13 protein-coding genes and 3 rRNA genes (1 of these 16 only partly in view) are annotated in these 16482 nt (G+C 43.4%); 3 read left to right on the forward strand and 13 right to left on the reverse strand.

Features of this window, described 5'->3' with window-relative positions:
- Positions 1–49: 49 nt before the first annotated feature.
- The 10 genes from ACMXI2_RS24730 to ACMXI2_RS24775 form a co-directional block, all read right to left on the reverse strand.
- Positions 50–913 (reverse strand): hypothetical protein, encoded by an 864-nt coding sequence (locus tag ACMXI2_RS24730; RefSeq protein ID WP_483778655.1) that lies wholly within the window; start codon positions 911–913, stop codon positions 50–52.
- Positions 888–1883, reverse strand: a complete 996-nt coding sequence (locus ACMXI2_RS24735) for a type IV toxin-antitoxin system AbiEi family antitoxin (protein ID WP_483778656.1) — start codon at positions 1881–1883, stop codon at positions 888–890. The genes ACMXI2_RS24730 and ACMXI2_RS24735 overlap by 26 nt, the downstream gene beginning before the upstream one ends.
- 240 nt (positions 1884–2123) lie before the next feature.
- Positions 2124–2465 (reverse strand): helix-turn-helix domain-containing protein, encoded by a 342-nt coding sequence (locus ACMXI2_RS24740; protein WP_483778657.1) that lies wholly within the window; start codon positions 2463–2465, stop codon positions 2124–2126.
- A gap of 5 nt (positions 2466–2470) precedes the next feature.
- On the reverse strand, positions 2471–3571 hold the full coding sequence (locus tag ACMXI2_RS24745; protein WP_483778658.1) for a tyrosine-type recombinase/integrase: 1101 nt from the start codon (positions 3569–3571) through the stop codon (positions 2471–2473).
- A gap of 22 nt (positions 3572–3593) precedes the next feature.
- Complete coding sequence (locus tag ACMXI2_RS24750; protein WP_483778659.1) at positions 3594–4001, reverse strand: hypothetical protein; 408 nt, start codon at positions 3999–4001, stop codon at positions 3594–3596.
- A gap of 273 nt (positions 4002–4274) precedes the next feature.
- Entirely contained in the window at positions 4275–5657 is a 1383-nt protein-coding gene (mnmE, locus tag ACMXI2_RS24755; RefSeq protein ID WP_483778660.1) for a tRNA uridine-5-carboxymethylaminomethyl(34) synthesis GTPase MnmE, read from the reverse strand.
- 136 nt (positions 5658–5793) lie between these two features.
- Complete coding sequence (locus tag ACMXI2_RS24760) at positions 5794–6630, reverse strand: energy transducer TonB (RefSeq protein WP_325642566.1); 837 nt, start codon at positions 6628–6630, stop codon at positions 5794–5796.
- Between the two features lie 37 nt (positions 6631–6667).
- Positions 6668–7282: an ExbD/TolR family protein gene (locus ACMXI2_RS24765; RefSeq protein ID WP_483778661.1), complete on the reverse strand. Its 615-nt coding sequence runs from the start codon at positions 7280–7282 to the stop codon at positions 6668–6670.
- 64 nt (positions 7283–7346) lie between these two features.
- A complete protein-coding gene (locus tag ACMXI2_RS24770) occupies positions 7347–8000 on the reverse strand; it encodes an ExbD/TolR family protein (RefSeq protein ID WP_483778662.1) in 654 nt (217 codons plus the stop codon).
- A gap of 69 nt (positions 8001–8069) precedes the next feature.
- Positions 8070–8924, reverse strand: coding sequence for a MotA/TolQ/ExbB proton channel family protein (locus ACMXI2_RS24775; RefSeq protein WP_336389237.1), 855 nt, complete (start codon positions 8922–8924; stop codon positions 8070–8072).
- A 737-nt stretch (positions 8925–9661) separates the two neighbouring features.
- Here ACMXI2_RS24775 and ACMXI2_RS24780 point away from each other — a divergent pair.
- The 3 genes from ACMXI2_RS24780 to ACMXI2_RS24790 all read left to right on the forward strand — a co-directional run bounded on the left by ACMXI2_RS24780 (position 9662) and on the right by ACMXI2_RS24790 (position 14260).
- Positions 9662–12223 (forward strand): zinc-dependent metalloprotease, encoded by a 2562-nt coding sequence (locus ACMXI2_RS24780; protein WP_483778663.1) that lies wholly within the window; start codon positions 9662–9664, stop codon positions 12221–12223.
- 141 nt (positions 12224–12364) lie between these two features.
- Positions 12365–13390: a LacI family DNA-binding transcriptional regulator gene (locus tag ACMXI2_RS24785; RefSeq protein WP_483778665.1), complete on the forward strand. Its 1026-nt coding sequence runs from the start codon at positions 12365–12367 to the stop codon at positions 13388–13390.
- Between the two features lie 33 nt (positions 13391–13423).
- Positions 13424–14260 (forward strand): hypothetical protein, encoded by an 837-nt coding sequence (locus tag ACMXI2_RS24790; protein WP_483778666.1) that lies wholly within the window; start codon positions 13424–13426, stop codon positions 14258–14260.
- Between the two features lie 73 nt (positions 14261–14333).
- On the opposite strand, the gene rrf (ACMXI2_RS24795) is transcribed toward ACMXI2_RS24790, so the two are convergent.
- The 3 genes from rrf (ACMXI2_RS24795) to ACMXI2_RS24805 form a co-directional block, all read right to left on the reverse strand.
- Positions 14334–14445 (reverse strand): 5S ribosomal RNA (rrf, locus tag ACMXI2_RS24795).
- Between the two features lie 164 nt (positions 14446–14609).
- A 5S ribosomal RNA gene (gene rrf / locus ACMXI2_RS24800) occupies positions 14610–14721 on the reverse strand.
- A gap of 83 nt (positions 14722–14804) precedes the next feature.
- Positions 14805–16482: ribosomal RNA gene (locus tag ACMXI2_RS24805) — 23S ribosomal RNA — on the reverse strand (it continues 1206 nt past the right edge of the window).

The raw sequence follows: 16482 nt of genomic DNA on the forward strand, positions 1-16482 counted from the left end.
TTATCTTTGGCCTTTACACAGTTATCTTAACACTCCCTATGTGGATTAACTAAGTTGCGGTCGTTTCTTCAAACCCCAATCTTAATTGTTCAATTAACTGATAACATTCTTCCAAAGAAGTATCAAAATATTCCAGCATAATCAACGCCATTCTCCCAAAACCCTCTCCAGCATTTACTTTCAGGATATTACAAACACGGTCATTAAGATGCTGACTTCTATCTGTAATCTTACGTACTTCCCGGCCCATAACCCTCGCCGCAATAAAAAGTAATTCAACACTTTCCTCCTCAAAGAGATCATGGTGATGCTCCCATATAGCATCCCGATGCATATCGAAGAAATTATTCAGAATATCGCTAATGTCTTTGATATCATCGCGGCGGGCCTCTGGCCTGTCGTCCCAGGCTATCAATTTTAATAATACAATGCCTGGCAAAGTGCAGACTTTAAAATGATGTCCATCACCTATTTCTATTTCCGGCAGATCCTGGTCGTATACTTCCTTAAATCCTTCTACGTGTATGTTAGTATATCCATTCCCTTTAACGGTAACCTGTCGGTGTTCATCTTCTATTGCACCAAAAGGCAGTAGATCCACTTCCGTTCCATCCTTCCAGATTATTACAAAAGCATTACCACTATACGGAGTGAATCCCTCCACATTAATAAGATATTCCTTTAGCTCTTCGTATATGCCTTTATCATTAATAAATACAGCAAAGTCAATATCCCCTGTAGTGCGTCTGGGAGTGATTTTATTAATGCCGCTCATCCACACGTCCCTTGATACCGCTCCTACCAGGTAATAGTCAATTCCAAATTTCGATAACCCTTTTTCCAAAGCTCCTAATAGATCTCCTAAACTTGGATGTTGCCGGATCTGATCAAAATTTATCCTGTAAGTACTCATCGTAAATTTTTTGAGCGGTTTCAATACATCGTCTATCTCCTGTGTTAACTAAATCAACATACACAAGTAAAGGAGGTACTGTACTATCATTGGCGTTATCTTGCCAAAATTTCTGAAATACTTTTACATTGCCATTTACATCAGGAACAAGACGATAATGCTTTATTATATCAGCTCGTTTTTCTAATGTATATAAAGTATACTCACCCGGATGTAAGAAATTAGTCATCAGGTCAGCGGCAGGCTCTCCGCCCCACCATGTCTTATCTTCCTTAAGAGAAAGTTTTTTCCAATGATTACGCTCTTCTTCTGTTAAGAATCGAAAAGTCGCAACCAGTAAAGATGGCTTTAGCTTTTCCTTGTAGGCGATCATCCATTTGTTCAACAACTCCTTTCTATTATTTAAAAAGTAACTGTTTTTATCTTTCGGGAGCAAAAAGCCTTGCTTCTTTAAATCACTAATGATCACATTAATGTTGCCGAATCCCACTCCTGTTTTTAATGCAATTTCCCGATAAGTTTCATTCACCAGGTCTTCATTGATTAAAAAATGAAACACCAACTTAAGCCCCGTTTTGGTGAACGCCCGGCCCGCTTTTTCTGTTTCAGGAGGAATAGCTTTTTGTCCATCCAGCCAGAGTAACAAATCTCCTTCGTTGAAATAAATATTACCATTAGTTTCCAGGTAGCCAATATCTTCCTTTCTTAGCTCTTCTTTCAGTTTCGGAGAGATGTATTCAGCCATGACGATAAGGGGGTGATGGCTTTCGTTTTGCCTTAGTAAATAGGGTAATTGGTGGTTGCGAAGCTCCTTCTTAATCGTCACAAATGCGTGATATTGCTTTTTATTATGCTTAAAAGCCACTTTCCCGTCAAGATCTTTGGGGGCATTTGCCTCCCATTTCATCCTGATGTTAGTTTGCTTTTCCAAAGCTACAATAGCGTTTTGAGCGATTATTCCAGTTTCCATGTTTATATTTTTATATTGTTTACGAATCGTAAACAATGAAATAATATAAACAAATATAAACAATCACCTCATGTTTACAAAAAATAAATGTTTACGAATCGTAAACACTAACAAAACGTAAACAAGGGCTTTATATTCGGAAATCCCGAATTTCTTAGCTTGAATAGCTTTCATCATCGCTTTCCGAACTATTTCCATTTTGGAAATAGTTAATCGTTCGGAAATTCCGAACAGTTCAAACTAACTCTTAAAAACCTTCTGTTGCATATACCTGGTAACATATTCATCCACCGAACAATCCGAACCATTTTCCAGCCCTTTCACCCAATCCAATATCTCCGACTTCTTAAACTTCAACAGCTTCCCCATTCTAAAATGCGGCAGCTCCCCCTTCGCACACTTGTTATAAATAGTATTCGCATCCAGCCGGAGAAAATCCGACAGTTCCTTTACAGACATAATTTCACCGCCACCGGCTGGCCGGGGCTTTTTCGAAACAGTTTCCAGCAATTCAATCATTAACGATTTGATCTCCCGGATATCAGATTCCATACACAATAATCGTTGTTCTATTGAAGCCATATTCCTCAGTTTAAGTGATCGTAAATAGCCTTGTTCGCGGCTTTGGCCCTTGTTACATCAGGTACCTGCGCATAGATTTGGGTTGTTTTTACATGTTTGTGGTTCAGCATTTTGCTGACTACATATATATCTTCTCCTTTCTCAATAAGGTCTGTGGCGTATTTGTGCCGCCAGTTATGGAACTTAGCTTTATCTTTTAATCCAACACTGCTGAACCAGTCCTGCAACTTTGTGCGTGTCCGGGAATAATTAAGATCAGGGAATACCAGGCCATCGTCCTCCGGTTTCGCCCCAAGAATGGCGTATGCCTGTTTACTGATGTAATGTTTAAAAGAGCGCCCCGGTTTTGGATCGACAATGTATGCATACCATGAATCCAGTGGAGTGGAATAATGCAGATCGCTCCACTTTAATATTTTAATGGCGCTGAAGCGGAATCCAGTGAGCAAAGCAAAAATAGAAGACCTGAAAACAGTATCATCATCTACCGGATTTTGAATTAATAACTTCAATTCCGCATCATCCAGTATCTGGCGATGTGTATCTATATTACCTATTCGTTTAACACGGATGGTATAGTCTTCCGGGAGAAACCTGTCCAGGTAAGCTTCTTTCACAATGATTGTAAATTTATCATAGTAAGAAACTGCTGTATTCTGCGATAGCTTTGTATGTTTGGATTTCAGGGAATGGGTATTTAACAGGAATTGCTTGAACTTTTGGAGAAAGATTTCATCTATATGCCTGAATTTACAATGGTCTCCCATCCATTTATGCAGATATTTAACGGCTGTTTCGTAATGAGTGGTATCAACATTCTCTTGCTGCTTTTCCCGGATGAAACTCTTTGCATAAAGAAAGAAATCAGCATCCAATGAATCTTTATTAAATAAACCATTTTCCTCCAGCATCAATGCTTTCATGCGCTTGATGTAGATTTTCTCGGCAATTTCACTATATAACTTGTTCTCCTTAACCTCCAGCGGAGTAACGGGATTGGCGTGAACATACAGGTTCAGGAACTCCCGTCTGGTAAAGCGCTTGTTATGCGGATTCCATACGGGCGGATAATAATCGATATATAAGCTCAGCTTCCCACCTTTCAATTCTTCTTGCGCAACTTCCCTCTCATTTGTTCCCGAATTTGGTGATGATATAATTCATAACTGTTTGCCGGTGAAAGAAAAGACTGCGGCCAATACGGAGCCGCGGGAATTCGTTATCATTTTTTATAAGGCGGAATAAGGTACGCTGACTTATCCGGGTGATGGCGGATAAGGCTTTAATGTCTACCAGCTCACTGGGTTCCTGTGGTGGTAATTGTACAGGAACATAAACAACCTGGGAGCCTAATGCTGATTGAAGCATTTTGTCTTTTGTTTCAACATTGGAGTCTTCTACCTTTTTATTCTTTTGACGAAGTTTATAATTGCGTCTTGCGCATTCCAGGGAGCAAAACTTGGTAACCGTCTTTTGGGCAACGAATATTTCGTTACAATGTTCACAGATCTTTCTTATTCTGATATTACTGCTCATGTGGAATTATTAAAAAACAGAAATACGGGTTATAAGAGGTATGCTTATCCGGGTCGCCTATTATTTACAAACTGCCTATTACTGTCAATTACTACCATCATTTCTCCAAAATAGAGAATCCTGTACCTCTTTCAATACTATTCGAAAGGGTACACTTTTGGGAGTCCAAAACCAAAAAAATCAGTGGAAAATATAAAAATTTGTTCGGCTAAAACCGTTTACTACATTTCGTTTGGAAAGAATATGAAAATAGAGAAAAGTATAAGAAAGGGCTTATTTCCCGATACAAAATTTACTAAAAATATAATCCAGCCTATCCTCATTTGTCACTTCCCCTGTTATCTCTCCCAAATAATGCAAACAAAGCCGGATATCCAGTGCCAGCAAGTCTCCCGGCAAACCGTTATCCATTCCTTGTTTTACATCCTGCAATGATTTCAGCACTTCCTGCAGAGCAGCATGATGCCGGGCGTTGGTGATGATAGTATCTTCTGTGTTAACATCACCGGCCAGTACTTTATGTACCAATGCGTCTTTCAGATCCTGGATGTGTGCATGATTCTTTGCAGAGATAAAAAGTATTTCAGGTATGCCGGCAAATTTATTGCGGATCGCTGCTTCGCCGGTGATATCTGTTTTATTTCCTACCAGGAGATAGTTAACGCTTTGTGATTCAAAAGCGTTAATCTGGTTACGTATATCCGTTTCAGTGAGTTCGTTCACATCAAATAAGTAAACGACTACTCCGGCCTCGCGTATTTTCTCCATCGTTTTTTGCACGCCAATACTTTCGATGGTATCCAGGCTTTCGCGGATACCCGCAGTATCTATGAGCCGGAAAAGGATGCCATCGATATTGAGGATTTCTTCGATGGTGTCGCGGGTAGTGCCAGCAATATCGCTGACGATGGCGCGGTTTTCATTGAGGAGGGTATTCAGGAGTGTAGATTTACCAGCATTGGGTTTACCTACTATCGCGGTGTTCACGCCGTTTTTGATAACATTTCCCATCCGGAAGGAATCGATGAGATGCTTCACTACTCCGGTGGCATTGGTAACGAGGGCATATAAGCCCGTACGATCGGCGAATTCCACGTCTTCCTGGCTGAAGTCCAGCTCAAGTTCGATCAGGGCGGAAAAGGTGATTAATTGTTCACGCAGGGCATGTAATTCCTTAGAGAAGCCACCACGCATTTGCTGCATAGCAGTTTGATGGGAGGCGGCGGAATTGCTGGCTATCAGATCGGCTACGGATTCGGCCTGGGTAAGATCCAATTTACCGTTCAGGAACGCGCGTTGGGTAAATTCACCTGGCTTGGCCAGGCGTGCACCCGCTTTGATAGTGGCATCAATGACTTGTTGTTGGATATAAGGAGAACCATGACAGGATATCTCGATCACATCTTCGCCCGTATAGGAGCGGGGGCCTTTATACAGGCTCACTACTACTTCATCGATGATATGACCGTTGGAAACGATGTTACCAAAATGCAGGGTATGGCTGGCTTGCTGCAGGAGATCCTTTGCGGGGAATAGTCTGTTACAGATAGCATAGGTATCGGGGCCGCTCAGTCGTATTACTGCAATGGCGCCGAGGCCGGGGGCTGTTGCTACCGCCACAATTGTATCATCAAATCCTGTTAATTTACCCAGCATACCGTGTTTAGTTTATGAATATTCCCAAAGGGCACAAATTTACGGACAATCGGGGCTATCACCAATTCCCGAAAATCAAAGGTCCCGTTCCAACGATGTTGAAACGGGACCTTTGAAGAATATGTTTGATACAGTACTACTCCTGCAAAGTAAAGCGGATAGGGAGGTTGAACTGTACAGAAACCTGGCGGCCATTTTGCTTACCAGCTTTCCACTTAGGCATGGTTTTCACCACACGCACAGCTTCTTCTTCCAGGCCACCACCTTTTGCGGCGCCTACTGTTTTTACATCTTTAATGTTTCCTTCAGAATCTACTACGAACTGAACGAATACTGTACCAGAGATACCATTTTCCTGCGCAACGCGTGGGTAACGGATATTTTTGCTCAGGTACTTGGCCAATGCTTCTTCTCCACCAGGGAAGGTAGGAGGTTGCTCTACGAAAGTGAAGATTTCTTCTTTTGCAGGAGCAGGAGGCGGGCCTACTACACCGGTACCTTTACTATCTTCCAGTAATCCCGGATCAATTCCGTTTGGATCACCGTCCACAGTTTTAGTACTGATGGCTTTATCCTTAATATCCTCATGTTTCGGAGGTTCCTCATCCGGTGGCACTTCATTATCCTTCTTAATAACAGGAGGAGTGAACTGTACTGACGGTTTTACCGGTGGTGGCGGCGCAGGTGGTGGAGGTGGCGGAGGTGGCGTTTTCGGATCATCCGGTAACTTCACATCCTCCATCTTAATTTCCTGTATCACCGGCTTCTTCGTGTTTTCACCCTCAGAAGCTTTAACCCACTGTGATATCATGTACGTTGCAAAGAATATTACAAACAATGACGCGGTTCCCAAAATGGCATTCCGCACACGCTTATTATACTGTCTCCGCAAATCGTACGCCCCATAATCCTTGTTCCTGCCGTCAAACAGGATATCAAGAAAATCGGACTTTAAGACTTTAGCAGAATCCATTGTTGTTGTTTTATGATGGATGCAAAAAAATAATTAGTTATTTAGCCGGCGGAGCTGCGGGAGTATTGGGAACACCGTTAGCTGCTTCTGTAGATTGTATCCATTTTTTATCCTGGTCACTGATATCTACGGTTGCATAACGTTGAATCCTGTTGATGGCCATTTCATCAAGAATATCTACGAAATTCTTGTAATTAGCCTGATCATCAGCTTTAATAATCACCACAACATCCTCTGGTTCACCTTTTGCATTTCTCAGTCTGGCAACCTCATCCCTCTTTTTGATGATCTCATCTCTGATTCCTCCGGTATTGGCAAAAGATGTTGCCTTGAAGAAGTCAGGATTAGCAGAGGCATTCGGGTCTTGTGCCAAACCTTCGTAATAGTAAACACGATTATCTTTTCCGAGTAAAATGGTCAGGGCCGTACTTTCTTTTACTTTGTTCTGGTCCTTTTCATTTTCGGTATCCTTTGGCATGATCAAGTCCATTGTTTTGGGCTTGGACATGGTAGTGGTAAGCATGAAGAAGGTAATCAGGAGAAAACCTAAGTCTACCATCGGTGTCATATCTACACGGGTAGATTGTTTCTTGGATTTCGTCCCACCGTGTTTCTTGCCACCGCCACTACTACTGGTATCCATTTCTGCCATAGTAGCCAATTTTTTTTAGTTCTTAAATCAACAGTCTTCCAGGTCAGGAAGCAATTACTGTCGTTTACTTCTTAGGTGCGTTTGCCTCTTCCCAGGCAGCAGTACCTTTAGGTGCTTCTTCCAGGTTTGTAACCAGGTTCAGCTTCTGAATATGCTTCTTTTTGAAGGTATCCAGGATTTCCTTGATCTTTGGATAAGGAGTCTCGTTGTCTGCTTTGATACAGTACTTCAGCTTCGCAACGCTTCCGCCTTGTGCTGCAACACCATATTCGATCCAGGCACCTAACTCATTATTAGCAGAATCTGTAGGAATTCCCTTGTCCAGTCCTGATTTCTTACGTTCGTCCTCAGAGAGGGAGAGGTATTGTTTCAGGTCCTTAATAGGTGCTCCCACACTGGCGCCGGTTACAAAGCTTTTAATTTCTTTATCGTCCAGGCCCAGTTTATACTGCGTGTTCAGATCTTCTATCAGCTTCTTTCTTTTGGGCTGACCATCCATGCTGAAAAACACTCTGCCATCCTTATCTACTGTGAATAATAACACATCAGAATCAGGTAAAAGGGTGGTGTTAATAGAGGATGGGGTAACTACTGTTACCGGTTCATCCGGTTTAAACTTAGTTGCCAGCATAAAGAAAGTTAACAGCAGGAAAGCCACATCACACATTGCTGTCATGTCAATGGCGGTGCTTTTCCTTGGCATTTTAACTTTAGGCATCTTTACTCTGTTTTATGGTTTACTTTAAATAGATTCAAAACCGCTCAAATTCCACAAAATAATCTCAGATTATTTGTGGTTTGCAGCGAAGCTCTGAGTTAAAGTAAAGCCAGATTCGTCAATAGCGTAAGTGATGCTATCAATATTGGTGGTAAAGTAGTTGTACATTACGATCGCAATGGCAGATGTACCGATACCCAGTGCGGTGTTGATCAACGCCTCAGAGATACCTAACGCCAGCTGTGCGGAATCCGGAGCACCACCGGAAGACATTGCAGAGAACGCCTTGATCATACCCAATACAGTACCGAACAGACCCAACAGGGTTGCTACTGATGCAATGGTAGACAGGAACACCAGGTTCTTTTCCATCATTGGCAGTTCCAGTGCGGTAGTTTCTTCAATTTCATTCTTGATGGTCAGGATCTTCTGTTCTGTATCCAGATCAGCATTGGTAACCATTTCTTTGTACTTTTTCAGACCTGCTTTCAGTACATTTCCCACAGAGCCTTTCTGTTTGTCACACTCAGCCAGTGCTGCGTCTACATTTTTGTTAGCCAGGTGATACTGTACTTTACGTACCAGCTCAGAACCGCTGAATTTACCTTTTGCTTTTGACAGGTACAGGAAGCGCTCGATTACGAAAGTCAAACACACCAGTAATACTGAAATCAATACAGGTACTACTAATCCTCCCTTGTAAACAGTACCAAACCATTTACCGATACCTGAGTCTATAGGATGTCCATCGGGATTATTACCCTGGAAATTGGCTGGATTACCTAATACAAAAAAGAAAAACAGGAATCCTATCACTAAGCAGATAGGCACAGCCAACGTCGCGAACAGGTTGGATGACTTTTTAGGTTGATGAGAAGAAGCCTTAGCTGTAGCTGCAGTCACAGTTGTTTTAGTCTCAGCCATGTTGATTGAAATTTTAGTGTTAAAAATTAAACTATTGTTTGTTAGAAGTTTCTATTCACTTTAGAATGCCCCTCAGCATCCAATTTACTGTTTTAATCAGTGATTCGCAAAGTTATACGGTTGGTCCAAAAAAACAAGTGCAGCCCAAAAAAACCCACAAAAATTAACCTTCACACGTAAAAGCCCCATCACAGGGCTTTTAGACCACTCATTTTTTTAGAGCAAACACTTACATAAGCGAATAAACCAATATTGCAGTTCTCACAACTGATTGTTACTGTCCCAATTCTTGAAATAGTTTGATTTTTTTCAAAGTTGGACGCACAATTTAAGAAAAAATTCAAATGTTCCAACAGAAATCTCACAATTCTGCTAACTTATTTATTCCCGCGCCAGTAACCACTTTCAGGCGACGCTAATAGCATTTAGCAACACAATGTCGAATATTTACCCGCTTCATAACTTGAAAATCAATACGACAGCGATAATCAACTCCTCCTCCTCTATCTCTGCCATATGAAATTATTATTTGCTATAATAATAAATACTTACATAAAAAAAGTTGCCACCGCAACTACTGTTCCAACGCCTACCATTCAATTTAGATCCTTTTTTTCCATTCCTACAGCCATTACTGCGTTTATGGATTTTCCTGATAAGTTAGTACTTAAAATACTTACTTGCAAAGGTTTTTAAAAAAACATAACAACTAATCAAGAACCAATTATTAAATCGTAATGACCAAACCATTTCATCACAAACTGATAATAGCCGTGGCAGGCGCACTTTGCCTGGGTATTATCGTTTATCAACCTGCCAGCGCACAGCGGAAAAAACAACCCCGTAACGCCGCGCCAACTACTCCTGCTCCTGCCAAAGATTCTACCGGGAAACCTCCCATGATCAAGCCAGGACCCAAGCCAGGACCTAAACCCTTCGCCGAAGTAATTACCGATAAAGCTAAAGCTGATTCCGGCCTGTTCAACATCTACAAACTGGATGACCGCTTCTTTTTCGAAATCCCTGATACCCTGCTCGGAAGAGATGTACTGGTGGTAAACAGGATCTCCAAATCGGCCGCAGGCCTCCGCGCCATGATGATGGGCTTCAGCGGCGATATCATCGGCGAAAATGTGATCCGCTTTGAAAAAGGCCCCAACAATCGCATCTTCCTGAAAAATATCTCCTATGCCGACGTTTCAAAAGATTCTACCCAACCCATGTTCACGTCCGTGAGCAACTCTAATCTGCAGCCAATCGTGGCAGCATTTGATGTAAAGGCAGCATCTAAAAACGGGAAAGGTACCGTTATTGACCTCACAGAATACATCAGCGGGGATAACGATATCCTGTTCTTCGACGGCCAGGTTAAAAACATGCTCAAAATCGGTGGCGTTCAACCAGATAAATCTTACATCTCTGATGTAAAATCCTATCCGATGAATACCGAAATCAAAACCGTAAAAACATACAGCAAATCCGGCGGACCCGCCGGCCCGGGTATGCCCCCTTCTCCGGGCGGCAATGCGACCGTGGAACTGAACAGCTCTATGGTATTGCTTCCTGCTGTACCCATGCAGCCACGCTACTTTGATCCCCGCGTAGGTTACTTCACTACCAGCGTAACCGACTTCGATGCGGATCCGCAAGGTGTAAAAAAACTCCAGATGATCACCCGCTGGCGCCTGGAACCCAAACCGGAAGATCTGGAGAAATATAAACGCGGGGAACTGGTGGAACCAGCGAAACCCATCGTGTTTTATATTGACCCCGCAACGCCCGTAAAATGGCGTAAATACCTGATCATGGGGGTGAACGACTGGCAGTCGGCCTTCGAACAGGCGGGCTTCAAAAACGCTATCATCGCTAAAATGGCGCCTACTCCCCAGGAAGATTCCACCTGGTCTATTGAAGACGCCAGATTCTCTGCTATCGTATACAAACCTTCTGATGTGCCCAATGCGAGCGGTCCTCACGTACATGATCCCCGCTCCGGTGAAATCATCGAAAGTCATATCAACTGGTACCACAACGTGATGCATTTGCTGCGTAACTGGTATTTTGTGCAGGCATCTCCCAACGATCCCCGCGCCCGTAACATGCAGTTCAGCGATGAACTCATGGGTGAACTGATCCGCTTTGTATCTTCCCACGAAGTAGGTCATACCCTCGGTTTGCGTCATAACTTTGGCTCCAGCTCTACCTACCCGGTTGAAAAACTGCGTGATAAAGAATGGGTGAAAAAGAACGGTCATGCTGCTTCTATCATGGACTACGCACGATTTAACTATGTAGCGCAACCTGGCGATGGCATCACCGGAGCTGATCTCTATCCCCGTATTAACTACTATGATAAATGGGCAATCGAGTGGGGCTATAAGCTGCTTCCACAGGCCAAATCACCGGAAGCTGAAACGCCAATTCTCAATAAAATAACGGTAGAAAAGCTGAAGGATAAGAAGTTCTGGTTCGGTACAGAAATGAACCCGGATGATCCAAGATCCCAAAATGAAGATCTGGGCGACAATGCCATGATTGCCAGTACGTACGGCATAAAAAACCTCCGGTATATTATGCCTAATCTCCTTAGCTGGACAAAGGTAGATAACGAAGGTTATGCTAACCTGTCCGAATTGTATAAGGAAGTTGCCGGTCAGTTTAGCCGTTACATGGGCCATGTAGCCAAAAATGTAGGCGGTATCTACGAAACACCTAAAACCGTAGAACAAGCCGGTGGTGTGTATGAATACGTACCTAAAGCAACCCAGAAAGAGGCTATACAGTTCCTGAACAAGCAACTGTTCACCACTCCGAAATGGCTGATCAACCAGGATTTACTAAGCCGTATAGGCAGCGATGGTGTTTCCCTGATCAGTTCCCGTCAAACACCGGTGCTGGACAGGCTGATGGGCACCAATACCATCAATAAACTGGTTGCCGGTGAAGCTGCCCTGGGAACACAGGCTTATTCCCCTGTTGACATGCTGAACGATCTGAAAAAATCCATCTTCTCAGAACTTTATACACATCAGCCGATAGACGTATACCGCAGAAACCTGCAACGCGACTATGTGGATAACCTTGCTGAACTGGTGGCTCCAGCTCCCCCCGCCAATCCAATGATGGGTGGTTATGCACCTCCGAGTGCATCCAGGTCTGATGCTGCGGGTATTGGCCGCGCCCAGCTGGTAGCCCTGAGAACCGAGCTGCGCGCAGCTGCAGGCAGTGGCGACAATATGACACGCAACCACCTCCAGGACCTGATCGCCCGTATCAATAAGGCACTGGATCCTAAATAACGAATCCGCATACACGAAAATATCTGCACCCTTCCCGGTAACTCCGGGAGGGGTGTATTCGTTTTATGGATGTTCAAAAGCCTATAATTTATTGTGGAAAATGCTTAATATCGCTGCATTATTAATCTAGACGCCTCAAAAGTGAAAGATCGGACTAACAAAATTACGATATACGATATCGCGCATAAACTGAATCTGTCGGCATCTACTGTTTCACGTGCATTACAAAATAATCCGCTCATTAACCTGGAAACACGCGAAAAAGTACAAACCGCAGCTACAGAAATGGGCTATGTGCCCAACTGGATTGCTTCCAGTTTGCGTAAGAAACGGTCGAACATTCTCGGCCTTATCGTACCGCGTACTTCCATGTACTTTCAGAGTACGGCTATCAGCGGTATTCAGCACGAGGCGCATAAATATGGGTTCAGCATTGTAATTGGTCAGTCGGATGAAACCGTAGCGATGGAAAAAGAATTAGTACATACTTTTTACTCCCTTCGTGTAGATGGATTACTGGCGGTGGCTTCCATGTTTACCACCAACTTTGATCATTTCAGCCCGTTTATCAAGAACAATATTCCACTGGTATTTTATGATCGTGTACCTACCGATTTCCAGGGTTATACTATTACCGGAGATGATTTCAGAGGCGGCTTCCTGGCCACCGAACACCTGATCAAACAAGGCTGCAAACGTATTGCCCACTTCTCCGGGGTGCTTACCTGTAACCTTTACCAACAAAGGCTTTCAGGCTATAAAGAAGCATTAGCACAATACAATATTCCCTTCGACGAAGAGCTGGTTTATATCCACGACCTGACGATGGACTCGGCGACTGTTGCTGCACAACAATTGTTTGATGCACAAAAAATGCCGGATGGTATGTTTGCAGCTAACGATAGTTCGGCGGTTGCCTTTATCCGTGAAGCGAGGAACAGGAATATTGCTGTTCCCGGGCAGATCAAAGTAGTGGGATATTCCAATGACCTTTCTTCCCGTATTATTTCCCCTTCTTTAACTACTATTGAACAATCGGGTTATAATATGGGGCAGAAGGCTGTGGAAACAATTGTTCAACTGATCAACCATGATGAAACAGTAAAAGTGACAAAAAATTATGTATTCCCGGTGGAGTTAATCAAGCGGGAATCTACCGGAATATAAACTCAATACTAAAAACTGATAACCTACAACTTTATGAAATCTTGCATTTATGTTGCATTATTCTGTATTGCTGCATTTGCCGTATCCTCTTGTAACAAGCGTATCTACGTGCCTAACCAGGTAAATGTTCCATTGTTGAAAGAGAAATATGAATTCAAAGGCAGTGTTACTCCTACTAATCTGCAGGGCGCTTTTGCAGTTACTGATAATATAGCCATCATGGCAAATGGCCAGTACCTCTGGGGATTTAATTATGCAGATCCGACCAATAGTTATGATGACGATGGTTTATTCCGGGATAACAATACCCGCGGAGGATTGATAGAAGGAGCAGTTGGCTTCTTCAAACCTATTGGTGTTAGTAAAAAAGCAGTTTTTGATGTATATGCGGGTTTTGGCAGCGGCAATTTCAAAACGCTGACTGGCAATTACAAATCCGATAATGATGGTACGGGTAACATTAACCTGAACGACTATGTGATAAAAAACCGCTTCAGCAAAGTATTCATACAACCCAGTTTCGGGCTTGCCCATCGTGTGGTGGAAGCAGCGTTCAGCAGTCGTTTTTCGCTGATCAATTTTTACGACAGTAATATTGGCATAAAGGCATTTGAAAATAATGAGCAGGAGCAGACGAAATTTATGCGTATCCACGACAAATCTGTGGTGTTCTATGAGCCGGCATTTACAGTGCGGGTGGGTTATAAATACGTAAAGTTCCAGGCACAGTTACAGTTTTCAACACCGATAAACAGTAATAGTTTCTACGACGATAATACCAACGACCGTAATTTTAATGAGTATTTCCAGCCGGTAAATTTTAATATGGGTGTTGCGATAAATCTGGCGAAGTGGTATGATCGCAGGTGATAGATGAATTTTGGGGAGATGATATAAAAAAGAACGCCTTAGTGTTTGAAACACTAAGGCGTTCTTTTAATAAGTATGGCAGCTACCTACTCTCCCGCATGATAGTGCAGTACCATCGGCCATGAGGGGCTTAACTTCTCTGTTCGGAATGGGAAGAGGTGAACACCCTCGGCATAACCACCATAAGATCTTTAGCCTGTGTGAGCAGGCAATTATATGATGAAGTTCTGAGCGAACTGTAAATCGTATTTGAGTCTCTTAAAGAGATGATCCTGTAACAGCTTTTCTGTTTGGATAGAAATAAATAAAGAAGCCTCAGTGTTTGTACACTAAGGCTTTCTTTTAATAAGTATGGCAGCTACCTACTCTCCCGCATGATAGTGCAGTACCATCGGCCATGAGGGGCTTAACTTCTCTGTTCGGAATGGGAAGAGGTGAACACCCTCGGCATAACCACCATAAGATCTTTTTTGCTTTACAGCAAACTAATAAGATAACATATCGGGAAAGTTGTATTCTAAGACTCTTTAGCGTAATATTTAAAAAATTAAAGCTTACGGGCAATTAGTATTACTCGGCTGCGATGTTACCACCCTTACACCTGTAACCTATCAACGTCGTAGTCTCCGACGGCCCTTAAAAGTAAACTCATCTTGAAGCAGGTTTCACGCTTAGATGCTTTCAGCGTTTATCCTATCCATACATAGCTACTCTGCACTGCACCTGGCGGCACAACAGATACACCAGCGGTATGTACGACCCGGTCCTCTCGTACTAAGGTCATGTCCTCTCAATTTACTAACGATCACAACAGATAGGGACCGAACTGTCTTGCGACGTTCTGAACCCAGTTCACGTGCCACTTTAATCGGCGAACAGCCGAACCCTTGGGACCTTCTCCAGCCCCAGGATGTGACGAACCGACATCGAGGTGCCAAACCTCACCGTCGATATGAGCTCTTGGGTGAGATCAGCCTGTTATCCCCGGAGTACCTTTTATCCTTTGAGCGATGGCCCTTCCATACAGAACCACCGGATCACTTTAGCCTGCTTTCGCACCTGCTCGGCTTGTTTGCCTCACAGTCAAGCACCCTTATACTAATGCGCTCTGCGTACGATTACCAACCGTACTGAGGGTACCTTTGCGAGCCTCCGTTACCTTTTAGGAGGCGACCACCCCAGTCAAACTACCCACCAAACAATGTCTCCCATTGCTGGGATTAGACTCTAAATAACAGAAGGTTGGTATTTCAACGATGACTCCACAACTCCTGGCGAAGCTGCTTCATAGTCTCCCAACTATCCTACACATCTGGCATTCAAAATCAATGTTAAGTTGTAGTGAAGGTTCACGGGGTCTTTCCGTCCCGTTGCGATTAACCGGCATCTTCACCGATACTACAATTTCACCGAGCTCGTGGTAGAGACAGTGTACAACTCATTAGACCATTCGTGCAGGTCGGAACTTACCCGACAAGGAATTTCGCTACCTTAGGACCGTTATAGTTACGGCCGCCGTTTACTGGGGCTTCAGTCAGAAGCTTTGGATTGCTCCGAACATCCTTCCTTAACCTTCCAGCACCGGGCAGGTATCAGGCTCTATACGTCATCTTTCGATTTTGCAGGGCCCTGTGTTTTTGTTAAACAGTTGGTTGTACCATTTTACTGAGGCCGCATCACTGCGGCACGCCTTATCCCGAAGTTACAGCGTCAATTTGCCTAGTTCCTTTACCACGGATCACTCGAGCGCCTGAGAATACTCATCTCGACTACCTGTGTCGGTTTACGGTACGGGCTGCTATAAACGAACCTTAGAAGTTTTTCTTGGAAGTCTGATTAGGGATACTATCAGCGCGGCCGAAGCTTTGCTGTACTATCAGGTTTCAGCATCTCTGGCGGATTTTCCTACCAAAAATATACCTACGCCCTTTAACGCACTATTCCGTAAGTGCGCGATCCTTTCACTACTCCGTTACTCCATCGAATTTATAGCAGGTACTGGAATATTCACCAGTTTGCCATCAGCTTCACCTTTCGGCTTTGCCTAAGGACCCGACTAACCCTGATCCGATTAGCGTTGATCAGGAACCCTTAGTCTTACGGCGATAAGATTTTTCATCTTATTTATCGTTACTTATGCCTACATTTTCTTTTCTAAACGCTCCAGCATGTTTCACAACACACCTTCGATGCAGTTTAGAATGCTCCCCTACCGTCTAGCA

The sequence above is a fragment of the Chitinophaga sp. G7 BAM 1005 genome (assembly GCF_057126945.1).